General features: G+C 73.9%; 16 protein-coding genes, 1 tRNA gene and 1 pseudogene. 9 read left to right on the top strand and 9 right to left on the bottom strand.

The window, feature by feature from the left end; translation table 11 throughout:
- Positions 1-52 precede the first annotated feature (52 nt).
- On the top strand, positions 53-631 hold the full coding sequence (locus tag ACW62_RS09430) for a dihydrofolate reductase family protein (protein WP_053203841.1): 579 nt from the start codon (positions 53-55) through the stop codon (positions 629-631).
- Here the strand turns inward: ACW62_RS09430 and ACW62_RS09425 are convergent.
- The 5 genes from ACW62_RS09425 to ACW62_RS09405 form a co-directional block, all read right to left on the bottom strand.
- A complete protein-coding gene (locus tag ACW62_RS09425; RefSeq protein ID WP_053203840.1) occupies positions 624-1,838 on the bottom strand; it encodes an RNA polymerase sigma factor in 1,215 nt (404 codons plus the stop codon). The two genes, ACW62_RS09430 and ACW62_RS09425, sit on opposite strands and share 8 nt — an antisense overlap.
- Entirely contained in the window at positions 1,835-2,194 is a 360-nt protein-coding gene (locus ACW62_RS09420) for a YciI family protein (protein WP_053203839.1), read from the bottom strand. Before ACW62_RS09420 ends, ACW62_RS09425 begins: the two co-directional genes overlap by 4 nt.
- A gap of 84 nt (positions 2,195-2,278) precedes the next feature.
- On the bottom strand, positions 2,279-3,154 hold the full coding sequence (locus ACW62_RS09415) for a hypothetical protein (protein ID WP_053203838.1): 876 nt from the start codon (positions 3,152-3,154) through the stop codon (positions 2,279-2,281).
- Positions 3,155-3,160: 6 nt separating this feature from the next.
- Positions 3,161-4,447 carry a glycoside hydrolase family 15 protein gene (locus ACW62_RS09410; RefSeq protein WP_053203837.1) on the bottom strand — a complete coding sequence of 429 codons (1,287 nt, stop codon included), beginning with the start codon at positions 4,445-4,447 and terminating at the stop codon, positions 3,161-3,163.
- A 72-nt stretch (positions 4,448-4,519) separates the two neighbouring features.
- A complete protein-coding gene (locus tag ACW62_RS09405) occupies positions 4,520-5,791 on the bottom strand; it encodes an ammonium transporter (RefSeq protein WP_053203836.1) in 1,272 nt (423 codons plus the stop codon).
- A 158-nt stretch (positions 5,792-5,949) separates the two neighbouring features.
- Here ACW62_RS09405 and ACW62_RS09400 point away from each other — a divergent pair, with 158 nt between their 5' ends.
- Both ACW62_RS09400 and ACW62_RS09395 read left to right on the top strand, forming a co-directional pair.
- A complete protein-coding gene (locus tag ACW62_RS09400) occupies positions 5,950-7,581 on the top strand; it encodes a long-chain fatty acid--CoA ligase (protein WP_053204032.1) in 1,632 nt (543 codons plus the stop codon).
- Entirely contained in the window at positions 7,582-8,145 is a 564-nt protein-coding gene (locus tag ACW62_RS09395) for a hypothetical protein (RefSeq protein WP_053203835.1), read from the top strand.
- Here the strand turns inward: ACW62_RS09395 and ACW62_RS09390 are convergent.
- The 3 genes from ACW62_RS09390 to ACW62_RS09380 are packed head-to-tail and all read right to left on the bottom strand — an operon-like array spanning position 8,136 to position 9,273.
- Positions 8,136-8,507 (bottom strand): VOC family protein, encoded by a 372-nt coding sequence (locus ACW62_RS09390; RefSeq protein ID WP_053203834.1) that lies wholly within the window; start codon positions 8,505-8,507, stop codon positions 8,136-8,138. The two genes, ACW62_RS09395 and ACW62_RS09390, sit on opposite strands and share 10 nt — an antisense overlap.
- The gene (locus tag ACW62_RS09385) at positions 8,504-8,833 is read right to left on the bottom strand and encodes an ArsR/SmtB family transcription factor (RefSeq protein ID WP_053203833.1); all 330 of its coding nucleotides are present in this window, start codon (positions 8,831-8,833) and stop codon (positions 8,504-8,506) included. The genes ACW62_RS09390 and ACW62_RS09385 overlap by 4 nt, the downstream gene beginning before the upstream one ends.
- Positions 8,830-9,273: an SRPBCC family protein gene (locus ACW62_RS09380; protein ID WP_053203832.1), complete on the bottom strand. Its 444-nt coding sequence runs from the start codon at positions 9,271-9,273 to the stop codon at positions 8,830-8,832. The genes ACW62_RS09385 and ACW62_RS09380 overlap by 4 nt, the downstream gene beginning before the upstream one ends.
- Positions 9,274-9,698: 425 nt before the next feature.
- On the opposite strand from ACW62_RS09380, the pseudogene ACW62_RS09375 reads away from it, so the two are divergent.
- A pseudogene (locus ACW62_RS09375) lies at positions 9,699-10,619 on the top strand (sulfurtransferase); the annotation flags it as partial.
- A gap of 143 nt (positions 10,620-10,762) precedes the next feature.
- On the opposite strand, the gene ACW62_RS09370 reads toward ACW62_RS09375, so the two are convergent.
- Positions 10,763-11,524 carry a phosphotransferase gene (locus tag ACW62_RS09370; protein WP_169792019.1) on the bottom strand — a complete coding sequence of 254 codons (762 nt, stop codon included), beginning with the start codon at positions 11,522-11,524 and terminating at the stop codon, positions 10,763-10,765.
- Positions 11,525-11,571: 47 nt separating this feature from the next.
- On the opposite strand from ACW62_RS09370, the gene ACW62_RS33925 reads away from it, so the two are divergent.
- The 5 genes from ACW62_RS33925 (at position 11,572) to ACW62_RS09355 (ending at position 15,116) form a co-directional block, all read left to right on the top strand.
- Positions 11,572-11,664: transfer RNA gene (locus tag ACW62_RS33925), tRNA-Ser, on the top strand.
- Position 11,665: 1 nt separating this feature from the next.
- A complete protein-coding gene (locus ACW62_RS09365) occupies positions 11,666-13,315 on the top strand; it encodes a bis-aminopropyl spermidine synthase family protein (protein WP_053203831.1) in 1,650 nt (549 codons plus the stop codon).
- Positions 13,316-13,407: 92 nt separating this feature from the next.
- Complete coding sequence (locus ACW62_RS33920; protein WP_157574569.1) at positions 13,408-13,584, top strand: hypothetical protein; 177 nt, start codon at positions 13,408-13,410, stop codon at positions 13,582-13,584.
- A gap of 89 nt (positions 13,585-13,673) precedes the next feature.
- Complete coding sequence (locus ACW62_RS09360; RefSeq protein ID WP_053203830.1) at positions 13,674-14,150, top strand: hypothetical protein; 477 nt, start codon at positions 13,674-13,676, stop codon at positions 14,148-14,150.
- A 21-nt stretch (positions 14,151-14,171) separates the two neighbouring features.
- Positions 14,172-15,116 (top strand): hypothetical protein, encoded by a 945-nt coding sequence (locus tag ACW62_RS09355; RefSeq protein ID WP_053203829.1) that lies wholly within the window; start codon positions 14,172-14,174, stop codon positions 15,114-15,116.

Genomic DNA, 15,116 nt, shown 5'->3' with positions numbered 1-15,116 from the left:
AGTCGTTGGCTCAGGACCGATGAGTTCGCGTCCGGGGTGTCGTTACACGGGCATGAACACACTCGTACTGGACATCAGCATCTCCCTCGACGGCTTCATCACGGCGGGCGGGCAGACCCCCGACCAGCCCCTCGGCCAGGGCGGCGAACGCCTGCACGCCTGGGCGTTCGGCGACGAGCAGAACCGCGAGTACACCGAGCGCTCGGTGAGCGGGCTCGGCGCGCTGATCACCGGCCGGAAGAACTACGACGACTCGCTGCCCTGGTGGGGCGCCGATGGCCCGACGGGCCCGGCCCGCCGGCCGCTGATCGTGCTGACGCACGAGGCGCCGGCGGAGTCGCCGGATAACGGCGTCTACACGTTCGTCACGACCGGCATCGAGGACGCGCTCGCGCAGGCCCGCGCGGCGGCCGGCGACGGCATCGTGGCGGTCATGGGCGGCGCGAACGTCGCGCGGCAGTACCTCGCCGCCGGCTTGCTGGACGAGATCTCGCTGCACATCGTGCCGGTGGTGTTCGGCGACGGCGTCCGGCTGTTCGGCCGCACCGGCGCCGAGCACGTCGAGCTGGAGCACATCGAGACGGTGCCGACCGACGCCGCCACGCACGTCCACTACCGCGTGGTCAGGTGACGCCGGCGGCGCGCAGCGTCAGGTAGCGCCGCTCCGGCACGCTCGCCGTCCGCCGCGCCGCGCGCAGGTACGCCGCACGCGCACGGTCCGGGTCACCCGCCAGTTCGAGCAGGTGGCCGCGGACCGCGTCCAGCCGGTGCGTCTGCGCCATGAGGGCGTCGGCGTCGAGCGTGCCGAGCAGCGCCAGCCCGGCCCGCGGCCCGTGCACCATCGCGACGGCGACCGCCTTGTTCAGTGTGACGACGGGGCCGGGCGCCACCCGCTCCAGCACCTCGTAGAGCGCGACGATCTGCGGCCAGTCGGTCGCGTCGGCCGTCTCCGCCTCGTCGTGGACGGCCGCGATGGCGGCCTGCAGCTGGTACGGGCCGACGGCGCCGCCGCCGAGCACGCCGGTGAGCAGCGCGACGCCCTCGGCGATCTGCCCGGCGTCCCACCGCGACCGGTCCTGCTCGGCGAGCGGGACGGGGATCCCGTCGGCCCGCGAACGCGCGGCCCGGCGGGCGTCGGTGAGCAGCATCAGCGCCAGCAGCCCGGTGACCTCGCCGTCGCCGGGGGTCAGCCGGGCCAGCATCCGGGTCAGCCGGATCGCCTCGGCGGTGAGGTCGGCCCGCTGCGTCGCCGGGCCGGAGCTGGTGGTGTAGCCCTCGTTGAAGATCAGGTAGAGCACGTGCAGGACGGTGCGCAGCCGCTCGGCCCGCTGTTCCGCCGGCGGCGGGTCGAACCGGGCGCCGCCGGCCCGCAGCTTCTGCTTGGCCCGGCTGATCCGCTGCGCCATCGTCGCCTCGGGCACCAGGAACGCGGCCGCGATCTCGGCCGTCGTCAGCCCGCCGACGGCGCGCAGCGTCAGCGCCAGCTGGGCGGGCAGCGGCAGCGCCGGGTGGCAGCACAGGAACAGCAGCGTGAGGGTGTCGTCGGCCTGCTGCACCTCGCCCGGCTCGACGAGGTCCAGCGCGGCGACGGTCTCCTCGCGACGACGACGCGCCTCCGCACTGCGCACCTCGTCGACGAACCGGCGCGACGCGACCGTCACCAGCCACGAGCGCGGGCTGTCCGGCACGCCGTCGGCCGGCCACTGCGTCGCGGCCGCCAGCAGCGCCTCCTGGACGGCGTCCTCGCAGGCGTCGAACTGGCCGTACCGGCGCACGAGCACCCCGAGGACCTGCGGCGCGGCCGCGCGCAGCAGGTCCTCGACGGCGGGCGTGGTCACAGGTCCGGCGGCGCGTCCATCGCCGGGCGGACCTCCAGCCGGCCGGAATACCTCACGATCTGCCCGGCGATCTCGAGCACCCGCTCCTCGCTCTCGACGTCGACCACCCAGAAGCCGATCAGCGACTCCTTCGTCTCGGCGTACGGCCCGTCGGTGGAGACCGGGAGGCCGTCCTGCAGCCGCACCGTCTTCGCCGTGCCGGGGTCGGCGAGACCCTGCTGGAAGACCAGCTCGCCGGACGCCTCGAGGTCCTTGTCCAGCTGGACCATGAAGCCGATCATCTCCTCGACCCACTCCTTCGAGGCCGTGGCCAGCATCGACTCCGCGTCGCCGAACATCATCAGCATGTACTTCATCGGGTTGCTCCCGTCTCGTGCGCGCCGCCCTCGGGCGCTCTCGGCAGTGGGTCGGATCCGTCGCGGCGTTCTCGACAACCGGTGTCAGATGTCGTTGTCGTGGCCGGCGCAGCGGATCGGCTGCATGGCGTCGAGCGCGGCCCGGTGGGCGTCGTCGACCTGGATCGCGGTGGGGATCTCGACGCCGTCGCCGAGGTCGATCCACGCGGTGAAGCCGTACGGCCGCTTCGCGTCGCCGATGGCGTGGCCGCCGCAGCGCAGCACGTCGGCCACCACCCGCAGCTGGCCGGGCGGGAGCGCGGGGTCGGCCTCGGGCGTGATGGTGAACAACACGCTGCCGCGGGAGTCGGTGACGGTGGCCGGTGTCGTGCCGCCGTCGACCCGGGTGACGGTGAGGACGCCGGTCAGCGTGCCGTCGGCGCGTGGCTCCAGCGGGCCCATCGCCAGCGTGACGGCCGCGGCCAGCGCGGCGTCGCGGCAGTCGGTGCGCAGCAGCCGGTCCAGCGTGCCGTTGGGGTGCGGGAGGTCGAGCACCTGCTCGTGCTCGTCGCCGCCATCGGTGCGGGTGGTCAGGCGGACCTGCGACGCGGCGGCCGCGGAGTCGACGCCGTCGGGGCAGCGGGCCGGGCCGTACTCGACCTGGAGATCGAGCGGGATGGTGCCGGGCCGGATGGTGGTGTCGCGCGGCTGCGGACCGGTGGCCTCGAACGAGTCGCTGAGCAGTTCCGCCGACGTGACGGTGACCGGCTCGGCGCCGTGGTTGGTGACGGCGATGACGACCAGGCCGGACCGGTTGAACGAGCGGCGGATCTCGGCGGTGGCGCTGAGGTCGGGCGTCGCGCCGCCGACGCCGTCCGCGACGTCGTCGTCATCGCCCGTGGTCAGCGCCACGACCGTCGCCGCGATGCCGGCCAGCAGCACCGTCACGACGAGGACCAGGACGAACCGCAGCCGGCGCATGGTGCATTATCTCCCGCTCGGCACCGGGAGCGGGCGTCCGTCGAGGGCGGCCAGCGCCAGCAGGACGGTTGCGCCGGTCAGCCCGAGCGGCGCGACGGCGGACGGGCGGGCGTCGCCGGTGACCTTCTCCGCCAGCGCGCCGAGACCGGTGCGGCGCAGGTCGAGCCAGCTGAGCAGCCGGTGCGCCAGCGCGGTGTCGCCGGTCGACGCGGCGGTCAGCGCGTGCAGCGACACCTGCGGCGTCCACGCGGTGACGACGTCGGTCCACTCCTCGCCGGGCCGGACCCCGCCGTTGCCGACGGTGGTGGCGTCGACCGCGGACCGCCAGGCCGCCGCGACGGCGTCGTCGGCCGGGGCGAACGGCGGCAGCAGGAACGCGACGGACGCGTCGCGGCCGCCGGTCCCGCTGATGCGCCGCGCGTAGCCGTGCGCGCCGAACCCGGCGGCGACCACCGCGGCCAGCCGCTCGGCGCCGTCCGCGGCCCGGGCCGCGAGCCGCGCGTCGTCCGGCCCGCCGAGCAACGTCAGCAGCTCACGACCGGCCCGCAGGCCGAGCAGCAGCGGCGCCGCCGAGCCGAGCGTCGCCTCGTCGAGGTCCATCTCCCAGAAGTCCTGCGACGCGCGCGGCAGCCCCGTCGACGGGTCCAGCGCGGCCAGCGCGGCGTCGACGGCGGAGCGGACCATCGGCGCCAGCGGCCCGGCGGCGCCACCCGTCGCGCCGGCCCACAGCCACGTCGCCCACAGCGTCCAGCCGATGCCGTCGAGCTGCAGCCCGCGGTCGTCAGGCACCCCGCGCGAACCGTCGGGCAGGTACCGCGCCTGCCACGTGCCATCGCGCTCCTGCATGGCGGCCACGTACGCCAGCTGCGCGAACGCCGGCTCAGACCGGCCGCACACCGTCAGCGCCGCCGCCATGTAGCCGACGTCGCGGGGCCACACGTAGCGCCAGTACGGGCTGCCGGCGGCGACCGCGGCGCCGTTGGGGAACGTCAGCACGCCGATGTCGATCAGCGCCTCCTCGGCCATCGCCTGGTACGGCGTGCCGCGGCCGGGCAACTCGGTCGCCGCCAGCAGCTCGCGCGCCGCGTCGGCCTCGTCGCCGGTGGGCACCGCCGCGCCGGGCAGTGCGCCGGAGGACGGGTCGAGGTAGCCGGTGCCGGGCAGCCGGCGCAACCCGCTGCCCGGCGGGACGACCAGTGGCGCGCCGTCGGTGCCGATGACCACGCCGTCGGAGTACAGCCGGGTCTCCGGCGACCACGCCGTGCCACGGGTGCCGAGTTCTGCAGTCTGCATCGGCACACCGTAAGCACGGACGTGCCGCGGCCCGGGGCGAGACACCCCGGGCCGCGGCACAACGCGTCAGGCTTACGCCGTGACGACGTCCTCCGACACCTCCTCGGAGCCGATCTCGTAGCCCGACTCGCCGTGGTGCACCCGGTCGACGCCGACCACCTCGTGGTCGTCGTCCACCCGGAATCCGATCGTGCGCTGCAGCACCAGGCCGATCAGGTACGTGACGACGAACGAGTAGGCCAGCACCGCGCCCGCGCCGACGACCTGCCGCCACAGCTGGTCGACGCCGCCGCCGAAGAACAGGCCGTCGACACCGGCCGGCGCGTCCGCGGTGGCCAGGAAGCCGATCGCGATGGTGCCGACGAGGCCGCCGACCAGGTGCACCGCGACGACGTCGAGCGAGTCGTCGTAGCGCAGCCGGAACTTCAGGTCGACCACCAGCGAGCAGATCGCTCCGGCCACGACACCCAGGATCAGCGAACCGACGGGGTTCAGCGCGGAACACGCCGGGGTGATCGCCACCAGGCCGGTCACCACGCCGGACGCCGCGCCCATCGACGTCGCATGGCCGTCGCGGAACTTCTCCACCGCGATCCAGGCCAGCATCGCCGCGCCCGTCGCCGCGACCGTGTTGACCAGCGCGACCGCCGCGACGCCGTTGGCGCCCACGGCCGACCCGGCGTTGAAGCCGAACCAGCCGAACCACAGCAGGCCGGCGCCGAGCATCACCAGCGGCAGGTTGTGCGGGCGGTGCGCGCCCTTGGCGAAGTCGCGGCGCCGTCCGAGCACCAGCGCCAGCGCGAGCCCGGCCGCGCCGGCGTTGATGTGCACCGCGGTGCCGCCGGCGAAGTCGATCGCGAGCAGGCGGTCGGCGATCCAGCCGCCGTCGCCGTCGGCGAACGCGAACACCCAGTGGGCGACCGGGAAGTACACGAGCGTGCCCCAGACCGCCGCGAACAGCAGCCAGGTCCAGAACTTCGCACGGTCGGCGATCGAGCCCGACACCAGCGCGACGGTGATGACCGCGAACATGCCCTGGAACCCGACGAACAGCATCGACGGGATCGTGCCGGACAGCGCGTCGGGGCTCATCAGGCCGGAGAGGCCGAAGAACTCACCGGGATCGCCCAGCAGGCCGCCGCCGACGTCGGTGCCGAAGGCCATCGAGTAGCCGTACAGAACCCACAGCACGCTGATCACACCGAGCGCGCCGAAGCTCATCATCATCATGTTGACAACGCTCTTCGCCCGGACCATGCCGCCGTAGAACAGCGCGAGGCCGGGGGTCATCAGCATCACGAGTGCGGTGGACGCGAGGATCCACGCGGTGTCTCCGGTATCCATGCGGGCAGCGTGGCCACCGGGCGTTTCACGCGGCCGCCGTCCGCGGTTACGAGGTCGTTAATCCCGAAGCGATCAAGGCTTCCGCCGGTGACATTCCTGCGGCAGGGTATGGGCGACAGACACGGCGTCGCCGGGTCCTCGATGGGGAGGTCTCCGTGATCACCAGCACGATGATGGACGTACCGCTACAGGTGCGCCGGCTGCTCGAGCACGGTGCGACGATCCACGGCGGCAGCCGGGTGGTCACGGCCACCGACACCGGGTCCGGCGTCCACGAGACGACGTTCGCCGACGTCGCCCGGGCCGCGGCTCGACTGGCCGGAGCGCTGTCGTCGCTCGGCGTCCGGCCCGGCGACCGAGTGGCGACGTTCATGTGGAACAACCACCGGCACGTCGAGGCGTACTTCGCGATCCCGGCGATGGGCGCGGTGCTGCACCCGCTGAACATCCGGCTGTTCCCGGAGCAGATCGCGTTCACCGCCAACCACGCGGCCGACCGCGTCGTCATCGTCGACGGCTCGCTGCTGTCCGGGTTCGCCAAGCTGCTGCCGTCGCTGAAGTCGGTGCGGCACGTCATCGTGGCGGGCGCGGCCGACCGCGGCCTCCTGGAGGGCACCGGCGTCGGCGTGCACGACTACGAGTCGCTGCTGGCGGCGCAGCCGGTGACGTACGACTGGCCGGACGTGGACGAGCGGGCCGCCGCCGCGATGTGTTACACGTCCGGCACCACCGGCCACCCCAAAGGCGTCGTCTACAGCCACCGGTCGATCTACCTGCACGCACTGACCGAGTCGATGCCCGACCTGTTCGACCTGTCCGCACGCGACCTGCTGCTGACCGTCGTCCCGCAGTTCCACGTGCTGGCGTGGGGGCTCCCGTACGCCGCGTTCGCCGCCGGCACGTCGCTGGCCATGCCTGACCGTTTCCTCGCGCCGGAGCCGCTGGCCGCGTTCATCGCCGCGGCGCGGCCGACCATCGGCGCCGGCGTGCCGACCGTCTGGGTCGGGCTGCTGCAGTACCTCGAGGCGCACCCGGAAGCGGACATCTCGTCGCTGACCAGCCTGGTCGTCGGCGGGTCGGCGATGTCCGAGACGCTGATGCGCGGGCTGGACGCACGCGGCATCACCGGCCTGCACGCGTGGGGCATGACGGAGATGAGCCCGCTCGGGACGTTCTCGCGACCACCGGTCGACGCCGCCGAGGACGCCGTCGACGGCTACCGGCTGGCCCAGGGCCGGTTCGTCGCACCGGTCGAGGCCCGGCTGGTCGGCCCGGACGGAGAGGTGCTCGGCTGGGACGGCGAGTCCGTCGGCGAACTGGAGGTCCGCGGCCCCTGGATCACCGGCTCGTACTACCGGGACAACGACGAGGAGCGCTTCGACGACGGCTGGCTGCGCACCGGCGACGTCGGCACCATCACGTCAGACGGCTACCTGCGCCTCACCGACCGTGCTCGCGACGTCATCAAGTCCGGTGGCGAGTGGATCAGCTCGGTCGAACTGGAGGGCCACCTCGCCGCGCACCCCGCCGTCGCCGAGGCGGCCGTCGTCGGCGTCCCGGACGACAAGTGGGGCGAGCGGCCGCTGGCCACCGTCGTCGTCAAGGAGGGCGAGCAGGTCGACGTCGCCGAGCTGCGTGAGTTCCTGGCCACGAAGGTGGCGAAGTGGCAGCTGCCCGAGCGCTGGGCCGTCGTGCCGGAGATCCCGAAGACGAGCGTCGGCAAGTTCGACAAGAAGATCATTCGCGCGGCCTACGCCCACGACGACCTGAACGTCACTACGCTCGGCTGAATGCCCGTCGAGTTCATCGGAGCCAACCCGAGCGCCACCCTCATGCGAGCGGACTCCCGTGCCGGATTCGTCTCACTCTGGGAGGCGGAGTGGAGCGTGCAGGGCTCCGGGCTCGCGCTGCTCGCCTGGGTCGACGGCGACGACGTCGTCCGGCTGCTCACGCCCGACGCACCGCTCGGCGGCTGGCTGACCGACACGTTCAGCCGCTGGTTCCCGGAGTTGGACGGGCTGCCGGAGATCGGCGAACCGGTCGACTGCGACGTCGTCGAGTGGCACGTCGGCTCCGACCACGCCCGCGCGAAGGTGGTCGGCGCCGACGGCACCCGGGTGGTCACGACCATCAGCCGGCCGGTCGAGACACGTCCCGGCGAGGCGGAGTCCTGGCAGCTGGGCGGCGTGCCGTGGACGCTGACCAACCTGCTGACGTTCTGCACCGACGCGACCCTCGAGGTCGACGGCGCGCGGGTGCTCGGGCGGCCGGAGGTGGGCGGCGCCGACGGCCGGGCCCACTCGTCGGCGGTCATCGCCACCCACGAGACGTGGACCCGGCACGCTCAGGCCTGAGCCACCAGGTGCACGACGCCCGCGGGGTTGGCGATCCAGTGCGCCCGCATGGCGTCGGGCAGTGGCTCCAGCTCGTCCCGGGCCACGACGCCGGCCGCCGTCAGCCGCTCCATCGCGGCCGGCAGGTCGTCGGTGGACAGCTCCAGCCAGACGTCGGAGCGACTGTAGTTCGGCACCTCGTCCAGCCACAGCACGCTAGGCCCGAACTCGACGCGGACGCTGCGGGTCACCCCGGCGGCGATGTCCGTGCCGGTGACGTCCTTCGTGGGCAGGCCCAGCACGTCGCGGTAGAACGCGACCGTCTTCGGGTACTGCGCCGCCGGGATCTTCATGGCGATGTTCACGCTGCCCTCGAACGTCATACTCCCTCTTCCTCTTCGGCCAGGCGCTTGATCGTCGCCAGGCGGGTCTCCCATGCGGTGGCCAGCTCACTCAGGTCGCGGGCCGCCGCCGCCAGCCGCTCGGGCCGGGTCCGATAGCGCACCTCGCGCCCGGCCCTCCTGCTGCTCACCAGGCCCGCGTCGTCGAGCACGGCGAGGTGTTTGACGACCGCCTGCCGGGTCACCGGGAGGGCCTGGGCCAGCGTGCTGGCGCTCGCCTCGCCGCGCTCGGCCAGCAGGTCGAGCAGTTGCCGCCGGGTCGGTTCGGCCAGCGCCACCAGCACGGCGTCGAGCAGCGTCCGGGTCATGCCGGGTTCGACTCGGCGTAGGCGCGCAGCTCGTCCAGCTCCAGCCGCCAGCCCTCGGTGTTCTGCTCGACGTGCGTCGCCTGCCGCTCCGCGCCGCCGGCCAGCTCGTCGAACCCGCTCTCGACCACCCGCAGCCGGGTGCCGTCGCCGTCGGGCGTGAGCGTGAACACGACGCGCGTCGAGTTGCCGTCGCCCGGCGCGCCGTCATCGAGCGCCCAGCGGAACGCGAACGTCGTGTGCGGCTGGACGGTCTCGACGACGCCGCGCGAGACGCCGTACTCCTTCCAGGTCAGCGTCAGCTCGCCGCCGGGGCGCAGGTCGATCGTCGCGCCGGCGTCGGCGAACCAGGCGCCGAGGTGCTCGGCGCGGGTGACGATCGCCCAGACCCGCTCGGGTGCGGCGGCGATGACGATGTCGCGTTCGATGCTGTCAGTGGTCATTCCATCCTCCTGCTGTGTGCAACTACAGAGTTGCACATGGTGTGGCCGTTGTGCAACTCACGGGTTGCGCGCGCCACCTCTCCCGCCAGTTCCGCCAGCTGCACGCGATGAGCCCCACCGGCTACCGCCGCCGCCCACCAAGTTGACCTTGGAGCAGCCACGGCATTGCCGGGCGAAATGCCTGATTGGTGCCGCCACTTCTCCAAGATCAACGTCGGACGTGGGGCGGGATGAGCTGAAGTTGGCCGTGCCCCTGCCGCCCGTTGTCTTGGCAGCTGTCAGGGGCCTCTTGGGCACACCTCGCGGGCCGTTGGCCTGGTCTGGGCGCGTCCTGGGTCTGACGCGTACGAAACGGCCGGATCCGGCCCGAAAACGCGCGCCAGACCCAGGACGCAAGCCCGGGCACGTCGCCACACTTCCCCGCCCCGAACCCGGTCACCGCGGAAATCTCCAGGCGAAGGCCCGGAGCGGCGCCGGGCCCTCGCAAGTCTCGACCCGTCAGTAGCGTGGGCGGCATGAGCGTACTGATCGACACCGACTCGCTCGGCCGGCGGCTGGCCGCGGGAGAGCGCGTCGTCCTGCTCGACGTTCGCTGGAAGCTCGGCGACCCGCACGGCCACGACCACTACCTGGCCGGCCACCTGCCCGGCGCCGCGTACGCCGACCTCGAGACCGAGCTGGCCGGCCCGCCGTCCGCCTCGGCCGGGCGCCATCCGCTGCCGTCGGTGGACGTGCTCCAGGCGGCCGCCCGGCGCTGGGGCGTGCGCGCCGGCGACACCGTCGTCGCCTACGACGACCTCGGCGGCCTGTCGGCGGCGCGAGCGTGGTGGCTGCTGCGCTGGGCCGGGCTTCCGGAGGTGTGGCTGCTCGACGGCGGACTGGCCGCGTGGACGGCGGCCGGCGGCGCGCTGGAGACCGGGCCCGTGACGCCGCCCGCCGGTGACGTGGTCCTGCGGGCGGGTGCGCTGCCGACCCTGTCCGCGTCGTCCGCGGCTGCCCTGGCCGCCTCGGGCGTGCTGCTCGACGCCCGTGCGGGGGAGCGGTTCCGCGGCGAGACGGAGCCGGTCGATCCGCGGGCCGGGCACATCCCCGGCGCCGTCAGCGCCCCGACCGCCGACAACCTCGACGCGACCGGCCGCTTCCTGCCCGCTTCCGAGCTGCGGGCTCGCTTCGCCGCCCTCGGCGCCGACGGCTCGGGTCCGGTCGGCGCCTACTGCGGCTCCGGCGTCACCGCGGCGCACGAGCTCGCCGCCCTCGCCGTCGCGGGGATCGACGCCACCCTCTACCCCGGCTCCTGGTCCCAGTGGTCGGCCGACCCCGACCGCCCCGCCGCCACCGGCCCCTGACCCGCAACCTCGATGCCGCGCGTCCACCGTCAGAAAGGGTGCGTCACACCGAGGTACGCCAGGTGAGACCCACAATCGGCCGACGTTGTCAGCGCCCGCCCGTAGGGTGGGCCCCCTCCCAGCCGGGCGGGCTGGATCTCCGGTCAACCAGCACGCAGCGCGGCGACGATCGCGGGCTCGCGCGCCGCAAGCCCGGCCAGCGCCGCCCGGGTGCGACCCGGCTCACCGATCGCCGCGAGGTTCAGCAGCCCCGGGTCGCCCCGACGCTGACCGGCCTCGATGCGGTCCGCTGCCATGCTCATCCGGACGTGCACGTGCGCGAGCACCGCCGACGGCGTCACGTCGCCGTAGGCCGAAGCCAGCAGGACCAGCCGCCGCGCGACGACGTCCACCGGCACGTCCACACGACGCAGCGGCACCGACATCCACGCGACGAACGCCAGGTCGTCCAGCGCGACGCCTGGGCCGGCCATGTCCCAGTCGACCACGCCGACGACGCGGTCGCCGTTGGCGATCCAGTTGTAGGCGGCCGGGTCGTTGTGGCAGACGATCTCCCCGGCAGCCAGCGCCCGCCGGCCGTGCCGCCACGTCACCTCGCCGTCCGGCCGGTACCCGGCGACCGCATCGTGGAAGCGACGCAGCCAGCGAGCACCGTCAGCCAGCAGCGCGTCGCTGACGATCTCGTCGCGGGCAACACCCCGGCCGGCGACCCACCCGAGCACCTCGCGCCCCTGCTCGTCGACCCCGCGCACCGACGGGACGCCGTCCAGACCGGCCGCGCGCAACCCGTCCAGCAGCGCATGGACGGCCGGCGTCCACGCTCCGGCAGGCCGCCGCACGGTGCCGCCGACCCGCACGGCGCCACCCACCCGGCCACCCGGCAACGGCGTCTCGGCCTCGCTCACCGGCCCGATGCTGCCACAGACCGGACGTGGCACACTTGCACCTGCCTGGAGGGCTGCCGGAGTGGCCGAACGGGGAACTCTTGAAAAGTTCTAGGGCGGGGCCCTCTCCGTCCTCATGGGTTCGAATCCCATGCCCTCCGCTTGGACCCGCTGAACGCCGACGCCATCGACCGTGTCGCCGACCTGGTGTCGGGGCTCGGCGTCGGCGCGCGCCCATTGCGTGAGGTGCTGGCCGCGCTCGTCGCCGGCGCCGCCCCGCTCGACGACCTCGTCCGCCGCACCGCGGTGCCACGCCGCCAGGTGGAACGGCTGCTCGACGCGCTGGGCGGCGACCTCGAGACGCACGGCGGACGGTTCACGGTGCGGGACGACGTGCGGGCGGCCTACCGCGACCGGTTCGGGCTGGACCGCCTGACGCCGCCCGTCCTGCCCGAGCCCGCCGGTCCGCTGCCCACGAACGACGTCGCCCGCCGGGTCGCCGAGGTGATCGCCGCCGCGCCGGCCGCCGTCCAGGCGCTCGATCACGTGCCCGCGACGCCCGTCACCGCGCTGCGCCGCGCGCTCTGGCTCGACGCCACGTACGACCTCGACGGCGCGACCCTGGTCTGCATCGGCGACCACGACCTCACATCCGTCGCGTTGTGCCTGGTCAATCCCCGGGTGAAGGTCGTGGTCGCGGACCTCGACGAGGACCTGCTGGCCTACGTCGACGAGCAGGCCGCCGCGCTCGGCCTGCCGATCCGCACCGTCTGGGCCGACTTCCGCGCCGGGCTGCCGTCCGTCGCGCGGGAGGTGGGCGACCTCGTCGTCACCGATCCGCCCTACACCCCCGAGGGCGTCCGGCTGTTCCTCACCCGCGGCCTCGAGAGCCTGCGCGACCACCCGAACGGCCGGTTGGTCCTGGCCTACGGCCACGGCCGACACCAGCCGGCGCTGGGCCTGAAGGTGCAGCGCGAACTGGTCGGCCTGTCGCTGGCCACCGAGGCGATGCTGCCGCACTTCAACCGCTACGACGGCGCCCAGGCCATCGGCAGCGCCAGCGACCTCTACGTCCTCCAGCCGACGGCGGCGACGTGGAAGGCGCTGCCGCGCACGACCCAGGAGGCGATCTACACGCACGGGCCGCAGTCGCTGGAGAGCGGCCGGCCCGACGCGCCGGACGTCATGACGGCGCTGCTCGACGCCGCCGCCGGACCCGAGTCGCTGGACGTCGGCGCCGTCGTCGCGCTGCGGCGACCGCCCGGCGGCATCGCGCTCGGCGACGTGTTCGCCGGACGGGCCGCGGCGGCCATCCCGCACGCCCGGACGGCCGCGGTCGCCGTCCACCTCGTCGGCGACCCGAACACCTGGCTGCTGCGCACCCTGCTGGCGCTGGACGTGCGGCGCCTCGCGCTCGCCGTCCAGAACACCCACCCGGCGGTCACGTCGCAGTCCGGGCAGCAGGAGCTGCAACGACTGGTCGGCGCGAAGTGGCGGCTGCGGTTCCGGCGCAGCACCCCCGACCCGAAGCACGCGATCGTCGAGGCCGTCGCCGTCGACGCCGCGGACCTCCCGCCCGCCGACGTCGCCCGGCGGTTCCTGCTCGACACCGCGCACCGGCGCCTCAGCACCGCCTGGCGCGACGCCCTGGTCAAGGCCGGCCGGCGCACCGGCGGCGAGCCGCTCACCAAGGACGAGGCGCGGCGCCTCGTCGACGTGTCCGGGCTGCCGCCGCACGTGCTCGAGTCGCCGCTGGTCGAGCTGCCGGCGCACCGCATCGCGGCGATCCTCGCCGGCGTCACCGCCAATTGATCGTTTCCGCCCACCGCGACGCTGTCCGTCGGGCATCCTGGGGAAGGGTGGGAACGCGCCGGGGGCGGCGCACGACGGACAGGCAGGAGACCATGAGCACACGGGTGGCCATCGTCTGCGACCAATGCGGCGACCTGGGGAATCTCGGATCGACGCCGCACCACGCGCGCGCGACGCTCTCGGGCTGGAGCCGGCTGCACGGGCTCGACCTCTGCCCGCTGTGCCGGATCATCGCCGAGAACCGCGCCCGCATGGCCTCCACGGCCTGACTCGACATCGGGGACCGACGTCAGACCTCGCGGTCGGCCGCCACCCCTCCACGCGGGCTGACCTGCGCACGCGTGACACACTGGGTCCCGTGACACGCACGGTCTACGGCCCACCGACCCAGCTCGCGGTCCGCGGCGTCGGAGTCGGCGCCGCCGGTCTCGGTCTCGTCACCATCGCGCTGACCGTCGTGCTGGCGCTCGACCTGCCCGGCTGGCTGGAAGCGGCCCTGGTGGTGTTGCTGGCGCTGGCCGCGGCGGTGTCGCTGGTCATCCTGCTGGTCGGCGTGCTGCGCGTGCTCGGCCGCGGCACCCGGCTGGTGCTCGACGACGACGGCTTCGTCAACGCGACGGGGTTCGGCGCCGGGCGGCGGGTGCCGTGGCGCGACGTCCGCAAAGTGCAGACCGACGGCGCCATCGTCTCCGTCGACCTCTCCGGCGGCCGGCAGAGCCTCATCCGCACCGCGTCCATCGACGTCGAGCCGCGGGTGCTGGCCCGCGAGCTGCGCGGCCGGCTCAACCGCGACCGCGGCTATCGCCCGCTCTCCGGCCAGGACGACCTCGCCTGATCCGGTGCACACTAGGCAGGAGTGCGTAGACCTGTTCTCCTGCTGACGATCGCCGTGCTGGCGACGGCCGGCTGCGCCGACGACGGTGCCGGCGAGCCCGGCGGACAGCGCACGACGACGCCGCCGTCCATGTCGGAGCCCGCGTCGCCCCCGCCGGACGAGGCGCCCACGCCGTCGTCGTTGCCCGGCGGCGGGACGACGATCCTGCCCGAGCACCGCCTCGTCGGCCTCGCCGGCGGCCGGTCACCGGCGTTCGGACGGCTCACCCCGGACGGCCTCGACGCCGCCGCCGAGCAGATCGACGCCATCGCCGCCGAGTACGACGACGACCGCACCGTCCTGCCCGTGTTCGAGCTGATCACCGTCATCGCGCACGATTCGCCCGCGGCCGACGGGCTGTACCGCACACACGAGCCCGACGACGTCATCGCGGCATACCTCGAGGCGGCCCGACGGCACGGTGCGCTGCTGCTGCTCAACGTCCAACCCGGCCGGGCCGGCTTCCTCGACGAGGTGACTCGGCTGGAGCCGTGGCTGACCGAGCCGGACGTCGGGCTGGCGCTGGACCCGGAGTGGGCGGTCGGGCCGGACGAGGTCCCAGGCGACGTCTACGGCAGCACCACCGGCGCCGAGCTGGACTCCGTCGCCGCCTACCTGTCGGCGCTGGTCGCCGAGCGCGACCTGCCGGAGAAGGTCATGGTGTTCCACCAGGTGCACGCCTCGGTCGTCGAGGACGAGGCGGCGCTGCGGCCGCACCCGGGCGTCGTCGCCGTCAAGAGCGTCGACGGCATCGGCAGCCGCGCCGACAAGGAGCGCACCTGGACGACGCTCATGAGCACCAAGCCGCCGCACGTCGCCGCCGGCTTCAAGCTGTTCTTCGAGGAGGACGCCGCGCGCGGGCCGTTGATGACGCCCGCCGAGGTGCTGGCGCTGGCGCCGACGCCGGACTACGTGCTGTACGAGTGA

Source organism: Jiangella muralis (genome assembly GCF_001270745.1).
In the GTDB taxonomy this organism is placed as follows: domain Bacteria; phylum Actinomycetota; class Actinomycetes; order Jiangellales; family Jiangellaceae; genus Jiangella; species Jiangella muralis.
Note: the sequence above shows the minus strand (reverse complement) of the source record. Positions and strands in the feature narration are given on the sequence as shown.

What these genes read in the sequence shown, in the direction of transcription:
- ACW62_RS09430 (WP_053203841.1), top strand. Translation starts at nt 53, where the DNA reads ATGAACACACTCGTACTGGACATCAGCATCTCCCTCGACGGCTTCATC.
- ACW62_RS09420 (WP_053203839.1), bottom strand. Translation starts at nt 2,194, where the DNA reads ATGAAGTACATGCTGATGATGTTCGGCGACGCGGAGTCGATGCTGGCC.
- ACW62_RS09415 (WP_053203838.1), bottom strand. Translation starts at nt 3,154, where the DNA reads ATGCGCCGGCTGCGGTTCGTCCTGGTCCTCGTCGTGACGGTGCTGCTG.
- ACW62_RS09410 (WP_053203837.1), bottom strand. Translation starts at nt 4,447, where the DNA reads ATGCAGACTGCAGAACTCGGCACCCGTGGCACGGCGTGGTCGCCGGAG.
- ACW62_RS09405 (WP_053203836.1), bottom strand. Translation starts at nt 5,791, where the DNA reads ATGGATACCGGAGACACCGCGTGGATCCTCGCGTCCACCGCACTCGTG.
- ACW62_RS09395 (WP_053203835.1), top strand. Translation starts at nt 7,582, where the DNA reads ATGCCCGTCGAGTTCATCGGAGCCAACCCGAGCGCCACCCTCATGCGA.
- ACW62_RS09390 (WP_053203834.1), bottom strand. Translation starts at nt 8,507, where the DNA reads ATGACGTTCGAGGGCAGCGTGAACATCGCCATGAAGATCCCGGCGGCG.
- ACW62_RS09385 (WP_053203833.1), bottom strand. Translation starts at nt 8,833, where the DNA reads ATGACCCGGACGCTGCTCGACGCCGTGCTGGTGGCGCTGGCCGAACCG.
- ACW62_RS09380 (WP_053203832.1), bottom strand. Translation starts at nt 9,273, where the DNA reads ATGACCACTGACAGCATCGAACGCGACATCGTCATCGCCGCCGCACCC.
- ACW62_RS33920 (WP_157574569.1), top strand. Translation starts at nt 13,408, where the DNA reads ATGAGCACACGGGTGGCCATCGTCTGCGACCAATGCGGCGACCTGGGG.